Source organism: Duganella callida (genome assembly GCF_004614165.1).
GTDB lineage: Bacteria > Pseudomonadota > Gammaproteobacteria > Burkholderiales > Burkholderiaceae_D > Rugamonas > Rugamonas callida.
In genome coordinates this window covers 71,134-89,166 of sequence record NZ_SPVG01000191.1, presented here as the reverse complement: position 1 = coordinate 89,166, position 18,033 = coordinate 71,134, and the positions used below count along the sequence as shown (strand labels likewise).

The following is an 18,033-nucleotide window of genomic DNA, read 5'->3' as shown; positions in this document are numbered from 1 at the left end:
TAAGGGGCCGGACGCGTGATATCGTAACGTCCAGCGAATAAATTGGCCGCAGCAACTTCGTTGAATTTACCGTCCTTACCGCTGACTACTCTCGCCCCAGGGCTACCTAAAAGACTCAAAAGTATCACTGGCTCGGCAACTCCATCACATCGAATCGCTAGTTCCACATCACCTGCCATCGGCCAAATGGTTAGAGCTAAATTTAGTTATTGAAGGTCCGTTGTTGGCCGACAACAGTCAGACACTAGTGTTGGTGAGTCGGTTGATTTACCTCGAAGCTGGGCTCTTTCAGAAAACCTTCGCAAGCTTTTGCAAGTCGACTCGCGCTCATTGCAGCTACCTCCGCCTCAAATTCACTGCGTACTGCCGCATAAACATTCGATTCCCGCAATTTTTTTAGAAGAACTGTATCTTCATTACGAATGAAGTAAGCCACTATGGCCGAATACCGCGCATGCAGTTCTGGCTTCACGGCTGAACACTTGGCTTCAAAGACATCATACGGAGCAATAAAGGACGCTGATGCAGCGTCGATACATGCGTCGCCTTCGCATGGGGATGTTGAATACGCCGATGTTGCCCAGAGCATCGGCAGGCACATCATAATTTTCAGAGCAATTTTCATTTTAATCTTACTTGGCACTTAAGCGAACTCCGTCCGCTCTTGGCCGATTGCAGCCACCGTCACCCCAGGCTTGGAAATATAATGGGAACTGCATAAAGCATTAATCCATTATGCGCAGCGTGTGCCACGTACGACGCCCAAAAAGCGGGAAAATATCCCCAAGAGCGCAAGGTCACGTAACTAAACGCAAACAACGAACCTGCGAGAAGCGCACTTATTCCGTGAAGGACTCCACCGTTCAAGTAGTGACCTAATCCAAAAACAGCTCCCCCAATTAGTATACAACCTAAGTCGTTGAGATTTGCTAATCTAGAAAGCTCTAGTGGTATTAACTGAGCTATCAACGTTTCATAAAACGGTACAAATAAAACAGCCAAAAAAAACACGACAAAAGCATTCTGACTTAAAAGACCTGCCGCAGCCGCAGGACCAAGTGTTTCCTTCGGTAGTAGCAATACCATCACGCTGATGATGACCACGGAAGATACCGCGCTTACTACGCTAACAGAAGCACCAACAAGGGAGGCAACGCGATATGGGTTAGAGTCGACTAGGAGAGTTGGCCATCGCTTTGCAAAGACCAAGTCATATGCGTTCATCGGGTAAGGCCCTGTGAATTTAATGCTCAACTATAGCAGCGGGAGTTGACAAGAAAACTCACAGATAGTTTCACGCCGAACGTCCGCTGTTGGCCGAGATCAGACTTCAAGGAGTTCCAATGCAGGCGGGTTCGGCGATGCGTAAGCTTGATACGACGTTCGACTCGTCAACACTGAATTCAACACGAAGAATACACGAAGGAAAAAATCCTTCCTTCTCTGTACAATCGAAGTTCTCTCTTTTCGCTCCACTTACAAAGCACTGATAACCACTGCTGGCCAGTTTCTGTTCGACAGACCAATAGGTATTTCCGGCGCTGACCCCGATTGAGGTGAGTTGGTCAGCGCTCATTTTTTGAGGTGTGCTGCATCCCATAATGGACATCGCCACAGCGAAGAATTTGAATATGCTACGGAAGCTGATGCATTGCATAGTTGTCTTCCTGACGAACTGACACGGCTGCCTTTTGCCGATTAACGCCAGTGCTAAATGGCTTTCGCCACGAAGGTGATGAGCAAGGCCGAAGGCACCAGCAGCACTTGCGCTAGTAACGTACCCGATAGGCGACTTCCGACCAGCCACACCACCGCACGTCTGAATTGAGTTTCACTCACTTTTCCTTCGATGACATCATCCGTCATGCCTGACATATGTGGGTCAATAAAAACCGCCATCATGTGCTTGATGCGGTCACGGAGGAGTACATCAGCGAGAACCTGGCGCTGAATTCCAACGGGACATTCTTCACGATCCAAAAGACGGCATCGCTGATGAGCAAGGGTGGTAGTGCGATCGTGACGACTTCCTTCCGGTCCGCCTGACCACGTGTGGTCCCAGGTCGCCGCCAGCATTACCGACATCATAAAGTGCTCCGAATTACCATCTTATGCATAAGAATAGTATTTTATGCAACGCCTGCGACAAAAAAAACGGCCACCAGATCGCTCCGGTGGCCGTTTTATTCAAGCGCTAACCAGCTTAGCGGTCGCCGTAGCTGCGGCGTGGACGGTCGCTGTTGTAGGGGTTGTTGGCTTTGAAGCCTGGACCCTTGTAGCCTTCGGCCGAGCCGCTGACGCCGTCACGGCGCGGGGCGCCGTTGCCTGGCTTGCTGAACGAACGCTGGCCCGGCTTGGCGCCGCCGCGATTGTCGCCCGGCTTCCAGCCACCTGGACGCGAGGAGCGTGGCGCCGAACCGGTTTTCTTCGGCTCGTAGCCTTCCACCACGTTCACCGGAATCATCTGCTTGGTGAAGCGCTCGATGCGCTTCACGTTCATGCCTTCGGCGTGGTTCACCAGCGAAATCGCCAGACCGTTGCGGCCGGCGCGGCCGGTACGGCCGATGCGGTGCACGTAGTCTTCCGGGAACTTCGGCAAGTCGTAGTTGAACACGTGGGTGATGCTCGGCACGTCGATGCCGCGGGCGGCAACGTCGGTGGCGACCAGCACCTTGACCTGGCCGCGGCGCAGGCTTTCCAGCGTGCGGTTGCGCGCGCCCTGGTGCATGTCGCCGTGCAGCGCGGCGGCCGAGAAGCCGGCGATGTTCAGGCGGTCGGCGATGGTGTCGGCGTCACGCTTGGTGGCGGTGAAGACCACGGCCTGGTCCATGGTGTCGTCGCGCAGCAGGTGGTCCAGCAGGCGGTTCTTGTGCGACAGGTCGTCGACGAAGTGCACGCGCTGGGTGATGTTTTCGTGCTTGTTGGCAGCCGTCATGATCTGGATGATCTGCGGCTCCTTGGTGATGCGGCGCGCCATGTTGCCGACCACGCCATCCAGGGTGGCCGAGAACAACATGGTCTGGCGGCCGTCCGGGGTCGCCGCCACGATTTTTTCGATGTCGTCGATGAAGCCCATGTCCAGCATGCGGTCGGCTTCGTCCAGCACCAGGATCTGCAGCTGCGAAAAGTCGATCTTGCCCGATTCCATGTGGTCGATCAGGCGGCCCGGGGTGGCGACCAGGATTTCCGGATTCTTGGCCAGCAGTTGCATCTGCTTCGGATACGGCATGCCGCCCAGGATCGAGACGGCCTTGATGCGACGCAGGTTGACGCTGTACTTGTCGGTGTTGGTGGTGACCTGCAGCGCCAGCTCGCGGGTCGGGGTCAGCACCAGCATCTTCGGCTGGGCTGGCTTAAAGCGTGGACGCTCGCCGCGCGAACGCGCAGCCTGCATTTCCTGGTTGGGGGTCTTGCCGGCCGGCGCTGGCTCGATGGCGGCCAGACGGTGCAGCGACGGCAGCATGAAGGCTGCGGTCTTGCCGGAACCGGTTTGCGAGGATACCAACAGGTCCTTGCCCGCGATCGCGGCGGGCACTGCCTGCTCCTGCACCGGGGTCGGCTTGGTGTAGCCGGCGTCGGTCAGGGCTTTGAGGATGGACGTGTTGAGACCTAGTGCTTCAAATGTCATGCTTTTCTTTCGTAAAAATCTGCGTTCTCGCACACGCGGAACGCGAAATAGCAACGCTTACCAAAAACGAAATGACTCAATCAGAATCGAAAGAAATTTCGGCACAAAAGCTTTGCGCCGGGACGGTGTCAAAGTGCGACACCAGGGGCGGGAGGGCTTTATAAGGGCATCCGAACGATGCGCTGTGAGGCTTGCGTAGCTGCTAAACTATCACTGGCTGAAGGATGACTATCGATTTGCTATGGATCGACAGGCGGGTTTTCAGCGCAAGGCCGTTATTATGCCCTAGTTTATCGTCCGTGTATATAGCTAACTCGCCAGCCGTTTCAGCAGACGCTCGAAACGCAGGCTGGCCAGGTGGGCTTTTTCCAGCAGCTCCTCGCTGATCTCGTCGGCCTGCGGCTGGTCCGGCTGGCTCATGCCGCCGTAGCCGAAGCGGCGCGTGGTTTGGCGCATGCGCGCCGACATGAACACCGACAGCGCGCGATAGAAGCGGGCGGCGAACGGCGCGTCGGCGGCCAGCTTGTCGCGCATGCGCGCGTGCGAGATGCGCAGCGCCGAGGCGCCTTCGCCGGCGCGCACCGAGGCGGTGGTGCGCGCCGGATCGACCAGCGACATTTCGCCGATCACTTCGCCGCTGCTCAGTTCCGCCACCAGTTCGCCATTGGCGGCCAGCACAGAGAAGGTGCCGTCGAGCACGAAATACACGCTGTCGACCACGCTGCCATAAGAGATCAGTTCCGCCCCGACCGGGTAGCGCAGGCGATCACCGGCCATGGCCAGCCATTCGACGTCCTCATCGCGCAGCTCGCTGAGGATGAAAAGCACTTTGCGCATCTGTGCGCGCTCAGGCGCGACCGCACGCGCCATCGACGGAGTCATGTTCACTGTTGCCAACCCTGGTATGAATATTATTTTCCGTGCAAGTATAGCGTTGTATCTGTTGCATCGCAATCGGCGAAAAAAAACGCCCTGCGGACAGGGCGTTTTCGCGGGTCAAGCGGGAGCCGGCTCAGGTGTAGTCTTCCGCGTTCAGGCCCATCACATGCGAGAAGCCGCCGTCGACGTAGGTGATCTCGCCGGTGATGCCGGATGCCAGGTCGGACAGCAGGAAGGCGGCGGTGTTGCCGACTTCTTCGATAGTCACGTTGCGGCGCAGCGGCGCGTGCGAGGCGGCGAAGCCCAGCAGCTTGCCGAAGTCCTTGATGCCGGACGCGGCCAGGGTCTTGATCGGGCCGGCCGAAATGCCGTTCGAGCGGATGCCCTGCTTGCCCAGGTTTTCCGCCAGGTAGCGCACCGACGCTTCCAGCGATGCCTTGGCCAGGCCCATGGTGTTGTAGTAAGGAATGGCGCGCACCGCACCCAGGTAGGACAGGGTCAGCACCGACGAACCTTCTTTCAGCAGCGGCAGCGCGGCCTTGGTCAGGGCCGGGAAGCTGTAGGCGGAGATGTCGTGGGCGATGCGGAAGTTTTCGCGGGTCAGGCCGTCCAGGAACTCGCCGGCGATGGCTTCGCGCGGCGCAAAGCCGATCGCGTGCACCAGGCCGTCCAGGCGGTCCCAGCTCTTGCCGAGGTCGGCGAACAGGGCGTTGATCTGCTCATCGCTGGAGACGTCGCAGTCGAACACCAGGCTGCTGCCGAATTCGGCGGCAAACTCGGTGATGCGGTCTTTGAAACGGTCGCCGACGTAGGTGAACGCCAGCTCGGCGCCTTCGCGTTTGCAGGCTTGCGCAATGCCGTAAGCGATGGAACGGTTGGACAGCAGACCGGTGATGAGGATTTTTTTGCCTTGCAAGAACGCCATAGGAACTCCAATTGCAACTGCGCGCGCTCGCTAGCCCGTCAGGCTGGCTGGCGACGTCAGTGGGGTTGTTTTTTTAGTGTGCGAGACTTGCCCGACACGCAAGACCAAGATTGTAGGACGTGTCAGCCATGACTGCAACCATTGATTGGCAAGGTTTCAAGCCCCGCCATGGACGGGGCCGGAACCGTGTCAATCGTTGTGTTTGCGGTGGGATTTGGACTTGACGGCATCGCGCGGCACGCGTGCCTTGACCAGCGAAACGCCGCCTTTTTCCGGCTTGCCCTTGCCGGCCAGCTTGTAACCCTTGGCCGATTTGCCGCTGCGTTCGGCCTCGTAGGCGACGCTGGCGTTGTCTTCCACCTGCGCCGGGATGTCGATATTGGCCGAGGTCGAAATCTTCGGCACCAGGATGGTCGAGCCGGCCTTCAGCACGGAATTCTGCGGAATATTGTTGGCCTGGCGGATCACTTCCGGCGAGGTGTGGAAGCGCGAGGCCAGCGTGCGGATCGATTCGCGCGCGCTGGTGATCTTGTGCGTGGTCCAGGTCGACAGTTCCTTGCTCCACTGCGCCAGGTTGATGTGGTATTTCTCCGCGTTTTCCTTGGGCAGCAGGATCTTGGTGTCCTCGTCGCCGGTGATGACCGGGCGCTTGAATTGCGGATTCAGCGCCTTGAACTCGTCCACCGACAGCTCGGCCAGATGGGCGGCCACGGTCAGGTCGATGTCGCTGGTCTTGTCGACCGCGGTGAAATATGGCGTGTTGTCGATCAGCGGCAGGTTCAACCCGTACTGCTGCGGGTTGGCGACGATGTTCTTGACCGCCTGCAGCTTGGGCACGTAATTGCGGGTCTCGGCCGGCATCTGCTCGGCCAGGCTTTCGAAGTCGGTCGGCTTGCCGGCGGCCTGGTTGCGCTTGATGGCTTTCTGCACCGAGCCTTCGCCCCAGTTGTAGGCGGCCAGGGCCAGCTGCCAGTCGCCGAACATGTCATACAGGCGCTGCAGGTAGGTCAGGGCGGCGTCGGTCGAGGCCAGGATGCCGCGGCGCTCATCCTTGAAAGCGTCCTGCTTCAGGTTGAAATCGCGGCCGGTGCCCGGCACGAACTGCCAGATGCCGGCGGCGTTGGCGCTGGACAGCGCCTGCGGGTTGAACGCGGACTCGATGAACGGCAGCAGCGCCAGCTCGGTCGGCATGCCGCGCTTTTCGAGTTCGGACACCACGTGGAACAGGTACAGCGAAGCGCGCGCGGTGGTGCGGGCGATGTAGTCGGGACGGGTGGCGTACCAGTTGACGTGCTTGGCCACCAGGTCGTTATTCACATCGGGAATCGCGTAACCGCTGCGGATGCGGCCCCAGACGTCCTTCTCGCGGAAAGCGTCTTCATCGATGGCTTTGGCTGGTTTGGCGGGTTTGACGGCAGAAACGTCGAGCGATGCGGACTTGGGCAGCGGGGACAGCGCGGTGGTGGCGGTCGGCAGGTCCAGCGCCTCATCGTGGGCCTGGGCCAGCATGGGCGCCGAGAGCGCCAGCAACGCCGCCAAAGCCGCGGATTTAGAAATTCGTGCTTGCATAGTTTTCCAGAGTTGGCGACATGAAACATCGCGACGACTATGAATAAACACGGAGTGTACGGAAGACCACTTACCCGAGTCAAGAAATATGTCAGCCATATTACAAATTCTTGTATGCAACAGTTCCAGCAAAATAAGCGTCAGTTGACAGCAAATTGACAGAAGTATGAGATAGCGCAAAGACTGCGTACAATGCTGCTTTTTCTGTAGTTATTCGAAGGAAAAGTCATGAGTAGTCCCGCTGTCGACCGCGATCAGGTGGTCGCCGACACCGTCCACTGGATGGAAAAAGCCGTGATCGGCCTGAACCTGTGCCCGTTCGCCAAGGCGGTGCACGTGAAAAAACAGATCCGCTACGTGGTCAGCGAGGCCGAAACGCCGGAAGAGTTGCTGGAAAAGCTGATGGAAGAGTTGCAGCACCTGGCCGACGCCGACCCGGAGCAGATCGACACCACCCTGCTGATCCACCCGAAGGTGCTCACCGACTTCTTCGACTACAACGAATTTCTGGACGTGGCCGACGCCGCGCTGGAAGAGCTGGAACTGGACGGCGTGCTGCAGGTGGCCAGCTTTCATCCGGACTACCAGTTCGCCGATACCGACAAAAACGACATCGGCAACTACACCAACCGCTCGCCGTATCCGACCCTGCATCTGCTGCGCGAAGACAGCATCGACCGGGCGGTGGAAGCTTTCCCGGACGCCTCTGATATTTTCGACAAGAACATCGAGACCATGGAAAAACTCGGCCACGACGGCTGGGACAAGCTGATGGAGCAGGCATGAGCAAGGACCTGCCCATCCGTCCCGACACGCCGTGCGTGGCGGTCTGCTCGACCACCTTCGACGAGGTGTGCCGCGGTTGCGGCCGCACCGTGGTCGAGGTGGCGCACTGGGTGGCGATGACGCCGGAACAGAAGGAAGTCGTCTGGCAGCGCATCCTGGCGCAGGGTTACCCGCGCCGTAACGGCTGATCAATACGAGCCGATAAAGTCTTTCTTGCCGATTTCCAGGCCGTTGTGGCGCAGGATGTCGTAAGCGGTGGTGGCGTGGAAGTAGAAGTGCGGCAGCGCGTAGTGGAACAGGTAGATGTGGCCGCCCTCGAAGTGCTTGGCGCGCTCGCCGCTGCCGGTGGTGATGGCGCGGCTCAGGCCGGCTTCGATCGCCTCGCGCGGCACGCTGTCCATAAAGGCCAGGGTTTTCTGGATGCGCGCCTTAAGCTCCTCGAAGGTCACTTCGGTGTCGGCATAGGAGGGCACTTCCTGGCCGCCCAGGCGCGCCGCCGCGCCCTTGGCGAAATCGCAGGCGATCTGGATCTGGCGGGTGAACGGCAGCATGTCCGGGAACAGACGGAATTGCAGCAGCGCGTTGGGCTCGATTTTCTTCTCGGCCGCGTGCGCTTCGGCCTTTTCCAGGATGGCGTGCAGACTGTTCAGAATCTGCTTGAACACAGGAATGGAGGCGGTGTACATCGAAAAGGTGGTCATGGCGATTCCTATGTGTAAAAAAGAGTCGCGATCATAACGCGGCTGTGGGTTTTTTGCTCACAGTGCGCTTTTGCTTCAGTTTGTCGGGCATAATTCCATCAAGTAACAATTTCAGACCGCCGATGCCAACTTCATATTACGCTGGTGCATGACTAGCACGATTTATCAGAGAGCCCGCGCCCGCCTGAGCGCGCTGTACGGTCTGTCCATATACGGTTCGCTGCTGCTGGTGGTGTTCGGCGGCCTGGTGATCCCGGCCATCATAGGCAGCTACCTGCTGATCGGCGTGCACGAGCAGCAGTCGGCCCGCGTCGCCCTGAACGAATCGCTGCAGCGCAATGCCGACATCCTGGCGCTGGGCATGCAGGAATCGCTGTGGAACATGAACGCCGAATCGGCCCATTCGCTGGTCGAATCGGTGATGCGCGACCGCTCGGTGTTGCAGGTGCAGGTGGTCGGCCAGGCCGACACCCAGTTCATGCATGTGCGCTCGCCGCGCGTGGCGACCGGGAATATCTACCGCGCCGAGCGCGAAATCCTGGTGCGCGGCGAACGTATCGGCCGCATCATGGTCGAGATGGACGATGCGCGCAGCCAGCAGGAGCTGCGCGAGAAGCAGCTGTCTTACGTATTCGTGCTGGCGGCGCAGCTGATGGTGTCGCTGCTGCTGATTATCCTGTTCCTGAATTCACGCCTGATCAAGCCACTGCGCAAGCTGATGCGCTTTTCCGACCGGCTGTCCCACGGCGATTTCGAAACCCGGCTGGATGTCACCGGCAGCGACGAGCTGGGCCGCCTGGCGCAGCAGCTGGAACAGATGCGGGTGGCCATCAAGCGCTTGTTCGAGGATATCGGCCAGCGCGAGGAGCGCTTCCGCACCATCGTGACCCAGGTGCCGGGCGCGGTGTTCCGCTTCCGCCCGGACGGCCCGATCGACTTCGTCTCGGACACCATCGAAGACATCTCCGGTTACTCGGCGGCGCAATTCATGCGCAGCACCACCCATTCCTGGACCAATCTGATCGCGCCGGAAGACCGCAAGAAGCAGCGCCGCGTGGTGACCCAGGCGATCCGCGACGGCCAGCCTTACGAGATCGAATACCGCATCGTCGATGCGGCCGGCGCCGAGCGCTGGGTGCAGGAAAACGGCCAGCCGCAGCCCTCCGAGGGCGACCGCAATGCGCCGTGGGTGGATGGCATCATCTCCGACATCAGCCAGCGCAAGCACAACGAGGTGCGCATCGAGGCGCTGCTGGCCGAGCAGAGCGCGATCCTGGACAACGTCATGTTCGGCGTGATGTTCGTACGTCACCGCACCATCTTCTCGACCAACCGCCGCTGCGAGGAACTGTTCGGCTACGGGCCGGGCGAGATGACCGGCGCCTCGACCTCCATCATGTTCCTCGACGCTTTCGATTACGAAGCCTCGGGCGCGCGCCAGTATCCGTCGCTGTCCAAGGGCGACTACTTCAGCGAGGAGCGCCAGTATCGCCGCCAGGATGGCGGCGTGTTCTGGTGCATGGTCAGCGGCTATGCGCTCGACCACACCCGCGCCAACGAGGGCAGCATCTGGGTGTTCGCCGACATCACCGAGCGCAAGGAGGCGGAAGAGAAGCTGCGCCTGTCCGCCACCGTGATCGAACACATCGCCGACGGCGTGGTGGTGCTGGATGCGGAAGGCACCATCGTCGCCGTCAACCCGGCTTTCACCCTGATCACGGGCTACAGCGAGGCAGAGGCGCTGGGCCGCGACCGCACGCTGACGCGCTCCGGCCGCCACGAGGCGGGCTTCTACGAGCAGATGTGGCAGGACCAGCTGGAGAAGGGTTTCTGGCGCGGCGAGCTGTGGAGCCAGCGCAAGAACGGCGACATGTACCTGGAATTCCTGACCGTCAGCGCGGTGCGCGACCCGCGCGGCAAGACCACGCATTACGTCGGCGTGTTCAGCGACATCACCAAGGCCAAGGAATCGCAGGACAAGCTGGATCACCTGGCGCACCACGATCCGCTCACCGGCCTGCCGAACCGCTTGCTGTTCCACGACCGTTTGCAGCACGCCCTGCAGCGCGCCTCGCGCGACGGCGAGCAACTGGCGCTGCTGTTCATCGATCTGGACCGCTTCAAGAACGTCAACGACACGCTGGGCCACCACATCGGCGACGAGCTGCTGAAGCAGGTGGCGCGTGCGCTGCAGGACCGCCTGCGCGAAGGCGACACGCTGGCGCGGCTGGGCGGCGACGAATTCATCGTGCTGCTGGAGAATATCGAGAACCAGTACGGCGCCAGCCAGGTCGCGGAAAAACTGGTGCAGATGTTCGAGCAGCCGTTCATGGTGGCCGGCCACGAATTGTTCGTGACGTGCAGCGTGGGCATCAGCCTGTTCCCGGACGATGCGGCCGATCTGAATATGCTGATCCGTAACGCCGACGTGGCCATGTACCAGGCCAAGGCGCGCGGCCGTAACGGCTACAGCTTCTACGCGCCGTCGATGACGGGCGAAGGCGTCGAGCGCCTGCGCCTGGAGACCTTCCTGCGCCGTTCGATCGAGAAGGAGGAGATCTTCCTCAACTATCAGCCGCAGGTGCAAATCGACACCGGCCGGTTAGTGGGCGTGGAGGCGCTGGTGCGCTGGAACCATCCGGAACTGGGGCTGATTCCGCCGATCCGCTTCATTCCGCTGGCCGAGGACACGGGCTTCATCAACCAGCTTGGCAAGTGGGTGCTGCACGAAGCCTGCCGCCAGATGGTGCGCTGGCAGGAAGCCGGCCTGCACGTGCCGAAGATCGCGGTCAACCTGTCGGCCAAGCAGTTCGAACGCGGCAGCATCGTCAACATGGTGGCCGACATCCTGCGCGAGACGGGGTTGGAGCCGCAGCGCCTGCAGCTGGAAGTGACGGAATCGGTGATCATGAACACCGGCGACGCCATGGTCTTCATCAACGACCTGCACTCGATCGGCGTGGCGCTGGCGATCGACGATTTCGGCACCGGCTACTCGTCGCTGGCCTACCTGAAGCAACTGCCGGTGCAGACGCTGAAGATCGACCGTTCCTTCATCAAGGACATTTCAACCGACGTCAACGACGAGGCGATCGCGATTGCGATCATCCAGCTCGGCAAGAGCATGAATCTGTCGGTGATCGCGGAAGGTGTGGAGACCGAAGAGCAGGCCGGCTTCCTGCTGCGTCACGGCTGCAATCTGGCGCAGGGCTACTACTACAGCCGGCCGCTGACGGCCGGCGACATGCTGGCGCGCTGGCAAAAATAGAACAACGGAGAGACGATGGGAGTCAACAGCCTGTCGCGCCGCCGCTTCCTGCTGGGCGGCGTCGCAGTGAGCGGTGCATTGGTGGTCGGCTGGGGCGTGCTGCCGGCGCGGCAGCGCCTCAATTCCGCCTTGCCGCTGCCGACACGTGGCGGCGTGGCGCTGAATGGCTGGGTGGGCATCGCACCCGACGGCAAAGTGCAGGTGGCGATCCCGCGCAGCGAGATGGGGCAGGGCGTGCACACCGCCTTGCCGATGCTGGTGGCGGAAGAGATGGACGTGCCGCTGTCGCAGGTGGAACTGGTGCAGGCGCCCATCGACAAAATCTTTGGCAACGTCGCCATGCTGCAGGACGGGCTGCCGTTCCATCCCGATGACACGGGGCGCCTGAAGGCGGCGGTGACCTGGGTGACCGGCAAGGTGGCGCGTGAATTGGGGCTCATCATCACCGGCGGCTCGTCCAGCATCAAGGATGCGTGGGAGCCGATGCGCGAAGCCGGCGCCACGGCGCGCGCGATGCTGGTGGCCGCCGCGGCGGCGCAATGGAAAGCGAACCCCATCGACTGCCGTACCGAAAACGGCCACGTGCTGCACGCGGATGGCCGCAGCGTGCCGTATGGCGAGCTGGCGCTGATCGCGGTCGATGCGCAACCGGGCGAGGTGCGCCTCAAGTCACCCGCCGAATTCCGGCTGATAGGCCACGCCCAGCCGCGCCGCGATACGCCGTCCAAGGTGAACGGCTCGGCGGTGTTCGGCATTGACGTGCGTCCGCCGGGGATGTTGTACGCGGCGGTGCGCATGTCGCCGGTGATCGGCGGCACGGTGGCCCGCGTCAACGGCGATGCGGCACTGAAAATGCCGGGCGTGGTCAAGGTGGTCGATTATTCCGCGGCGCTGCCGCAGCGCACCGGCGCGGGCGCCGGCGTGGCCGTCATCGCGCGCAGCTACTGGCAGGCCAGGCAGGCGGCGCTGGCGCTGGAGGTGCAATGGAATGAAGGCGCGCTGGCCCATCTGTCCAGTGCCGATATCGACGCCGTACTTGCCCGCCAACTGGACCAGGAAGACGGCTACGCCTACTATCAGGCCGGCGACATGGACGCGGTGGCGGGCCGCGCGCCGGGTGTTGTCAGGACCGTGCAGGCCGAATACCGCGCGCCTTATCTGGCGCATGCAGCGATGGAACCGGTCAACTGCACGGCCCAGGTCAGCGCCGGCAAGGTGCGCGTCTGGGCGCCGACCCAATCGCCGGGCTTCGCGGTGGAGGTGGCGGCCAAGGTGGCCGGCGTGGCGGCGCGCGACGTCGAACTGCACGTCACGCTGCTGGGCGGCGGCTTCGGACGGCGGCTGGACGTGGACATGATCGCGCAGGCGGTCGCCATCGCCCGCCAGGCGGACGGCCAGCCGGTGCAGCTGATCTGGTCGCGCGAAGACGACACCACGCACGACGTCTACCGGCCGGCGGCGCTGTCGCGCTTCAGCGCCACGCTGGACGCGGCGGGCAATGTGCTTGGCTACGACAACAAATCGGCCGGCGGCTCGATCGCGCACCAGTTCCTGAAGCGCAATCTCGGCCTGCCGGCCGGCGGCCCGGACAAGACCACGGCCGAGGGCGAATTCGACATGCAGTACTACTTCCCGAATCAGCGCATCCGGCATGTGATCGTCGACAGCCCGGTGCCGCTGGGTTACTGGCGGTCGGTCGGCCATTCGCACAACGCGTTTTTCAAGGAGAGCTTCATCGACGAGCTGGCGCATGCGGCGGGCAAGGACGGCGTGGCGTTCCGCCGCGAGCTGCTGCGCCAGCATCCGCGCCACCTGGCCGTGCTGAATGCGGCGGTGGCCCACGCCGGCACGCCCTCGGCGGGCCGCGCGCATGGCGTCGCGCTGCACCAGTCGTTCGGCACCATCGTTGCCCAGGTGGCGGAAGTGTCGGTGCAGGGCAAGGAAATCCGCGTGCACCGCGTGGTGTGCGCGGTCGATTGCGGACTGGCGGTCAATCCCAACCTGATTGCCCAGCAGGCCGAATCGGCGGTGGTGTTCGGCCTGTCGGCGGCGCTGTCCGGCGTGGTGACCATCAAGGATGGCAGGGTGGAACAGAGCAATTTCCACGACTACCCGGTGCTGCGCCTGGACCAGGCGCCCGAGGTCGAGACCATCATCCTGCCGAGCAGCGCCCATCCGGAGGGCATGGGCGAACCGGCGACGCCGCCGGTGGCGCCGGCGGTGGCCAACGCCGTCTTCAAACTGACCGGCAAGCGCCTGCGCAGCCTGCCGCTAACTTTGTGAGATCGGGGTCAGAGCCGACATTCGGACCCCGATCTTAAAGCGCTGCGCGTAGCAGGGTGCGCAGATTGCACTCGCGCTGCCAGCGGGCGCGGTCGGCATTGTTGTTGATTTGTTCCTGCAGCTCGTGGTCGCTCTGCGCCACGGTCGATTGCACCAGGCGGTGCGCGACGTTGACATCCGGCAGCATGGTGCCGAAGAAGGCCACCAGCTCGTGGTGCTGGATCAGCAGGGTGGGGAAGTTTTCCACGTCCAGGTCGCCCACGACGTCGGCGTGGTCCTCGATGTCGATCCAGACAAAGAATTTGTCCGGATGGCGCGCGGCCAGTTCTTCGAAGGTGGCGCGGTAGGCTTCGCAGGTGCCGCACCAGGCGGCACACAGGCAGGCGACGATCCAGCGCTCGCCAGCCAGCGCGGCGGCCACTTCTTCGCGGTTGTCGGAATTCAGGGTCAGGCTGTGCATGGTTGTTTTGATCATGAGCGCGCTTGGCGCCAAACGCGTATTTTACCTCCGGCCGCGGGCTCGCGCCTGATAGCGCGGCGGGTTAAAATACGCCATGACTATCATTCTTGCCATTGAAACTTCTTCTGAAACCGCTTCCTGCGCCTTGCTGCGGGACAATGCCGTCATCAGCCGCGTCTCCAGCGGCGTGCGCACCCATTCCCAGGCAGTGTTGCCGATGATTCAGGAGTTGCTGGCCGAAGCCGGTCTGTCGCTCGCTGATTGCGATGCGGTCGCGTATGGCTCCGGCCCCGGGTCGTTTACCGGCGTGCGCACCGCCTGCGGCGTGGCGCAAGGTTTGGCGTTCGGCGGCCAACTGCCGGCGGTGCCGGTGGTGACGCTGGAGGCGATGGCGCTGGCCTGCCATCAGCGGCACGGCGCCGAACAGGTGCTGGTGGTGCTGGATGCGCGCATGGGCGAGGTGTACTGGGCGCAGTACCGGTTCGAAAACGGCCGGCCGGTGACGCTGCTGCCGCCGGTGCTGTCGGCGCCGGCCGAGGTCAGGCCGGAAGGCGTACCGGTCGCTTGCGGCAACGGCTTGTCGGCCTACGCCGATGCGTTTCCTGGCGGCGGTCATGCCGACATCATGCCGCACGCGGAGCAGGTCGCGCAGCTGGCCGCCACCGCGTTCGCGGCCGGCCACACGGTGACGGCGGCGGAAGCCCAGCCGCTGTACCTGCGCAACAAGGTCGCCTACACCCAGGCCGAGCGGCGCGAGATGGCGGCCACCAAGGGTGGTGGCGCATGAGCGCGCAAGTCTGGGATCTGGCGCGGCTCAATTACGAGCCCATGCGGGAAGCCGATCTGGCCGATGTGTTCGCGCTGGAGCAGAGCGTTTATCCTTATCCCTGGAGCATGGCCAATTTCGTCGATTCGCTGAAAAGCCAGTATCAAGCCTGGGTCCTGCGCGAGCGCGATGGCGGTCTGCTCGGATATTTCCTGCTGATGATAGCCGTGGATGAGGCGCATCTGCTGAATGTGGCGGTGTCGGCCGAGAAGCAGGGTCAGGGGCTGGGGCGGTTTTTGCTGAACCAGGCGGTGGCCTGTGCGCGCGGGCTGGGCATGGAGTCGGTGCTGCTGGAAGTGCGTCCTTCGAATACGCGGGCGCTGGAGATTTATGAGCGCTACGGGTTCAAACAGATCGGTCGTCGCCGGGGATATTATCCGGCGGCGGACCAGCAGCGCGAGGACGCCATCGTGATGCGGTTTACGCTATGAATCGCAACGAAATATTCCTGCAGGAGATGGGCGTAGGCGTGCAATGGAAGCTGCGGCCTGCGGGCCAGACCGACGCCGCGGCACAACCGGCGCCAGCCGCCGACGGGTTCGCAGCCGCGGTGCAGGCGCTGGCCGATGGCGGAGCGAGCGGCGCGCCGTCAGGTCCGCTGCCACAGACTGCCGGCCCTGCGGCCGCACCATCGGCAGCGCATGCGCGCGCCGACGGATCAGCCGATGGCGGACTGGCGGCGATGCCGCCCGAACCGGCGCCACGCCCCGCTCAGCGGCCTTTCACCGCCGCGGCTGCCGCAGCCACGGTCACGCCCGTCGCGCAGCCTCGCCCAAGCGCACCCGCTCTTTCTTCCGTACCGAGCATGGCGCAGCCGGTGTCGCAGCAGCCGTCCGCTCCGCGCACACCGGCATCCCCGGAGCAGGAGTCGACCGCCTGGTTCGACGAAGCGCCGATGCCGGTGGTGTCGACCAGGCCGCCGCTCAAGACGGCCGCGCCGAACATGAACCAGCCGGCGCGTCCGCAGCCGCCTGCCGCGCGCACGCCTGCGCCGGTGGAGGAAGAATCCACCGCGTGGTTCGACGATGCACCGGCGCCCGCGCGTCCGGCACCGGTCAGCGATGAGGCCATCGCCGTCATGGACTGGGATGCCCTGAAGACCGCCGTGGCCACCTGCACCCGCTGTGCGCTGTGCGAAACGCGTCGCAACGCCGTCAACGGCCGCGGCGCCCACAATGCGAAGTGGATCGCGATCGGCGCCGCGCCGTCGCGCCTGGATGAGAAGGATAACCAGACCGTCGCCGGCGAAGCGGGCCAGCTGCTGCACAATATGCTGAAGGCTGTCGAGCTCAAGCCGGAGGACGACGTCTACATCACCAGCCTGGTCAAATGCCGTCCCTCGACGCCGGACGGCGCCGACCGCGCGCCGACGGTGGACGAGCTGAGCGCCTGCCGTCCGTACCTCGAGCGCGAGCTGGTGCTGACCGGCGCGGCGATGGCGATGACGTTCGGCCAGCATGCCGCGCGTGGCCTCATGCTAGGCCCTGCCGCGCGCGGCAAGGTAATGCGCTATGGCGAGGCGCAATTGCCGGTGGTCGCGACCTACCATCCCGACGACCTGCTGCGCAAGCCGGAGGACAAGGCCAAGGCATGGGCCGATCTGTGCCTGGCGAAAGCCGCCGGCCATGGCTAGTCCCCCGCCCGGTGCGCCAGCCCCGCTGACGCCGGGCGCTGCCGCCGCGAAGAGGCCTGCGGCGCAGGCCAGTGCCGACGGCCGGCCTGATGGGGGCGCGGGCGCGGCGCCGTCTGGTTCGCACGCCACCTCGGCCGCGACATACGCGGCGGCACAATACCAGGTCGAATTCGAACACCGCTGGGGCCATTTGACCCGGCCGCACGTGCGCGCGCTGGCCTGGCTGCTCGATGCGCCCGACTTGCTGGACCCCGATGCGCCGCAATGGCAAGGCCACATCGCCTCGCTGGGCCCGCTCACCGCGCAGACCGCCGACTGGCTGGCCGCCCTGGAACGCGACCCGTCCGCGCTGGAAGCCGCGCTCGGCGCCAGGCACTACTCGCGCCTCGGTCTGTATGCCGAAAAACTGATGGCCTTCTATTTCGCGGAGCGCGGTCAACTGTATGCCCACGGCCTGCAGGTTCGCGCCGACCGCACCGACACGGTTGGCGAATTCGACTTCCTGCTGCGCGAAGGCGACGAGCTGGTCCACATCGAATTCGCCACCAAGTTCTATCTGCTCGACCATGCCAGCGCCGACTTCAACGGCCTGGTGGGACCGAACCTGGCCGACACGCTGGGCGCCAAGATGCGCAAGATCTTCGACAAGCAGTTGACGCTGTCCCAACATCCCGCCGCGCAGCCTTTGCTGCCGCAGCCGGTCGGCCGCGCGCAGGCGCTGGTCAAGGGCTGGCTGTTCTACCCCGGCGTTGACGGTGCGCCGGCCATGCAAGGCATTTCGCGCCGGCACTGCCATGGCTTCTGGATGAGTTACGAACAGGCGCGGCAACTGCCGGAGCAGCCGTACGCCGTCATGCCGCGCATGCAATGGCTGGCGCCGTTGAAGACCAGGGAAAGCCTGGACAAGCAAACGCTGCTGGCCGCCTTGCGCGATCAGCCGGCGCCCGTGATGGTGGCGGCATTAAAGCCGGAGGGAGATTGGCTGGTGGAGCAGCACCGCGGCTTCATCGTCCCCGATGCGTGGCGCGCACAAGCCGCGCAGCGCCGCCACGAAGGGGCGCTGCCGGCCTGACGG

General features: G+C 63.0%; 18 protein-coding genes. 8 read left to right on the top strand and 10 right to left on the bottom strand.

Going from position 1 to position 18,033, the window contains the following annotated elements; all coding sequences use genetic code 11:
• Positions 1-244 precede the first annotated feature (244 nt).
• From E4L98_RS19595 to E4L98_RS19555, 8 genes are all read right to left on the bottom strand, one after another.
• Positions 245-625, bottom strand: coding sequence for a hypothetical protein (locus E4L98_RS19595; protein ID WP_135203220.1), 381 nt, complete (start codon positions 623-625; stop codon positions 245-247).
• A 59-nt stretch (positions 626-684) separates the two neighbouring features.
• Complete coding sequence (locus E4L98_RS19590) at positions 685-1,104, bottom strand: CPBP family glutamic-type intramembrane protease (protein ID WP_167761387.1); 420 nt, start codon at positions 1,102-1,104, stop codon at positions 685-687.
• Positions 1,105-1,330: 226 nt separating this feature from the next.
• Positions 1,331-1,657 (bottom strand): hypothetical protein, encoded by a 327-nt coding sequence (locus E4L98_RS19585; RefSeq protein WP_135203218.1) that lies wholly within the window; start codon positions 1,655-1,657, stop codon positions 1,331-1,333.
• A 53-nt stretch (positions 1,658-1,710) separates the two neighbouring features.
• Positions 1,711-2,088, bottom strand: coding sequence for a lipid II flippase family protein (locus E4L98_RS30820; protein ID WP_229257475.1), 378 nt, complete (start codon positions 2,086-2,088; stop codon positions 1,711-1,713).
• 115 nt (positions 2,089-2,203) lie between these two features.
• Positions 2,204-3,628, bottom strand: a complete 1,425-nt coding sequence (locus E4L98_RS19570; RefSeq protein WP_135203217.1) for a DEAD/DEAH box helicase — start codon at positions 3,626-3,628, stop codon at positions 2,204-2,206.
• A 309-nt stretch (positions 3,629-3,937) separates the two neighbouring features.
• The gene (locus E4L98_RS19565) at positions 3,938-4,465 is read right to left on the bottom strand and encodes a cyclic nucleotide-binding domain-containing protein (protein ID WP_167761386.1); all 528 of its coding nucleotides are present in this window, start codon (positions 4,463-4,465) and stop codon (positions 3,938-3,940) included.
• 175 nt (positions 4,466-4,640) lie between these two features.
• Complete coding sequence (gene fabI, locus E4L98_RS19560; protein WP_135203215.1) at positions 4,641-5,432, bottom strand: enoyl-ACP reductase FabI; 792 nt, start codon at positions 5,430-5,432, stop codon at positions 4,641-4,643.
• Positions 5,433-5,621: 189 nt separating this feature from the next.
• Positions 5,622-7,001 (bottom strand): transglycosylase SLT domain-containing protein, encoded by a 1,380-nt coding sequence (locus tag E4L98_RS19555; RefSeq protein WP_135203214.1) that lies wholly within the window; start codon positions 6,999-7,001, stop codon positions 5,622-5,624.
• 228 nt (positions 7,002-7,229) lie between these two features.
• Between E4L98_RS19555 and E4L98_RS19550 the strand changes: the two genes are divergently transcribed.
• The gene (locus tag E4L98_RS19550; RefSeq protein ID WP_135203213.1) at positions 7,230-7,787 is read left to right on the top strand and encodes a DUF1415 domain-containing protein; all 558 of its coding nucleotides are present in this window, start codon (positions 7,230-7,232) and stop codon (positions 7,785-7,787) included.
• Entirely contained in the window at positions 7,784-7,975 is a 192-nt protein-coding gene (locus E4L98_RS19545) for a DUF1289 domain-containing protein (RefSeq protein WP_135203212.1), read from the top strand. The genes E4L98_RS19550 and E4L98_RS19545 overlap by 4 nt, the downstream gene beginning before the upstream one ends.
• Here E4L98_RS19545 and E4L98_RS19540 read toward each other — a convergent pair whose 3' ends face one another.
• Positions 7,976-8,488 carry a DUF1993 domain-containing protein gene (locus tag E4L98_RS19540; RefSeq protein ID WP_135203211.1) on the bottom strand — a complete coding sequence of 171 codons (513 nt, stop codon included), beginning with the start codon at positions 8,486-8,488 and terminating at the stop codon, positions 7,976-7,978.
• 148 nt (positions 8,489-8,636) lie between these two features.
• Here E4L98_RS19540 and E4L98_RS19535 point away from each other — a divergent pair, with 148 nt between their 5' ends.
• The gene (locus E4L98_RS19535; RefSeq protein WP_135203210.1) at positions 8,637-11,756 is read left to right on the top strand and encodes a bifunctional diguanylate cyclase/phosphodiesterase; all 3,120 of its coding nucleotides are present in this window, start codon (positions 8,637-8,639) and stop codon (positions 11,754-11,756) included.
• A 15-nt stretch (positions 11,757-11,771) separates the two neighbouring features.
• Entirely contained in the window at positions 11,772-14,039 is a 2,268-nt protein-coding gene (locus tag E4L98_RS19530) for a xanthine dehydrogenase family protein molybdopterin-binding subunit (RefSeq protein WP_135203209.1), read from the top strand.
• A gap of 34 nt (positions 14,040-14,073) precedes the next feature.
• On the opposite strand, the gene E4L98_RS19525 is transcribed toward E4L98_RS19530, so the two are convergent.
• Positions 14,074-14,499 (bottom strand): thioredoxin family protein, encoded by a 426-nt coding sequence (locus E4L98_RS19525; RefSeq protein WP_135203231.1) that lies wholly within the window; start codon positions 14,497-14,499, stop codon positions 14,074-14,076.
• Positions 14,500-14,593: 94 nt separating this feature from the next.
• On the opposite strand from E4L98_RS19525, the gene tsaB reads away from it, so the two are divergent.
• From tsaB to E4L98_RS19505, 4 genes are read left to right on the top strand one after another with little or no spacing between them, the layout of a single operon-like run.
• Complete coding sequence (gene tsaB, locus E4L98_RS19520) at positions 14,594-15,286, top strand: tRNA (adenosine(37)-N6)-threonylcarbamoyltransferase complex dimerization subunit type 1 TsaB (RefSeq protein ID WP_135203208.1); 693 nt, start codon at positions 14,594-14,596, stop codon at positions 15,284-15,286.
• A complete protein-coding gene (rimI, locus tag E4L98_RS19515) occupies positions 15,283-15,756 on the top strand; it encodes a ribosomal protein S18-alanine N-acetyltransferase (protein WP_135203207.1) in 474 nt (157 codons plus the stop codon). The genes tsaB and rimI overlap by 4 nt, the downstream gene beginning before the upstream one ends.
• On the top strand, positions 15,753-16,958 hold the full coding sequence (locus tag E4L98_RS19510; RefSeq protein ID WP_229257474.1) for a uracil-DNA glycosylase: 1,206 nt from the start codon (positions 15,753-15,755) through the stop codon (positions 16,956-16,958). Before rimI ends, E4L98_RS19510 begins: the two co-directional genes overlap by 4 nt.
• Positions 16,951-18,030, top strand: coding sequence for a DUF1853 family protein (locus E4L98_RS19505; protein WP_135203206.1), 1,080 nt, complete (start codon positions 16,951-16,953; stop codon positions 18,028-18,030). The genes E4L98_RS19510 and E4L98_RS19505 overlap by 8 nt, the downstream gene beginning before the upstream one ends.
• The last annotated feature ends 3 nt before the right edge of the window (positions 18,031-18,033 follow it).

Coding starts and splice junctions, on each gene's coding strand:
- E4L98_RS19595 (WP_135203220.1), bottom strand. CDS start 625: ATGAAAATTGCTCTGAAAATTATGATGTGCCTGCCGATGCTCTGGGCA.
- E4L98_RS19585 (WP_135203218.1), bottom strand. CDS start 1,657: ATGCAATGCATCAGCTTCCGTAGCATATTCAAATTCTTCGCTGTGGCG.
- E4L98_RS30820 (WP_229257475.1), bottom strand. CDS start 2,088: ATGATGTCGGTAATGCTGGCGGCGACCTGGGACCACACGTGGTCAGGC.
- E4L98_RS19570 (WP_135203217.1), bottom strand. CDS start 3,628: ATGACATTTGAAGCACTAGGTCTCAACACGTCCATCCTCAAAGCCCTG.
- E4L98_RS19565 (WP_167761386.1), bottom strand. CDS start 4,465: ATGCGCAAAGTGCTTTTCATCCTCAGCGAGCTGCGCGATGAGGACGTC.
- fabI (WP_135203215.1), bottom strand. CDS start 5,432: ATGGCGTTCTTGCAAGGCAAAAAAATCCTCATCACCGGTCTGCTGTCC.
- E4L98_RS19555 (WP_135203214.1), bottom strand. CDS start 7,001: ATGCAAGCACGAATTTCTAAATCCGCGGCTTTGGCGGCGTTGCTGGCG.
- E4L98_RS19550 (WP_135203213.1), top strand. CDS start 7,230: ATGAGTAGTCCCGCTGTCGACCGCGATCAGGTGGTCGCCGACACCGTC.
- E4L98_RS19545 (WP_135203212.1), top strand. CDS start 7,784: ATGAGCAAGGACCTGCCCATCCGTCCCGACACGCCGTGCGTGGCGGTC.
- E4L98_RS19540 (WP_135203211.1), bottom strand. CDS start 8,488: ATGACCACCTTTTCGATGTACACCGCCTCCATTCCTGTGTTCAAGCAG.
- E4L98_RS19535 (WP_135203210.1), top strand. CDS start 8,637: ATGACTAGCACGATTTATCAGAGAGCCCGCGCCCGCCTGAGCGCGCTG.
- E4L98_RS19530 (WP_135203209.1), top strand. CDS start 11,772: ATGGGAGTCAACAGCCTGTCGCGCCGCCGCTTCCTGCTGGGCGGCGTC.
- E4L98_RS19525 (WP_135203231.1), bottom strand. CDS start 14,499: ATGCACAGCCTGACCCTGAATTCCGACAACCGCGAAGAAGTGGCCGCC.
- tsaB (WP_135203208.1), top strand. CDS start 14,594: ATGACTATCATTCTTGCCATTGAAACTTCTTCTGAAACCGCTTCCTGC.
- rimI (WP_135203207.1), top strand. CDS start 15,283: ATGAGCGCGCAAGTCTGGGATCTGGCGCGGCTCAATTACGAGCCCATG.
- E4L98_RS19510 (WP_229257474.1), top strand. CDS start 15,753: ATGAATCGCAACGAAATATTCCTGCAGGAGATGGGCGTAGGCGTGCAA.
- E4L98_RS19505 (WP_135203206.1), top strand. CDS start 16,951: ATGGCTAGTCCCCCGCCCGGTGCGCCAGCCCCGCTGACGCCGGGCGCT.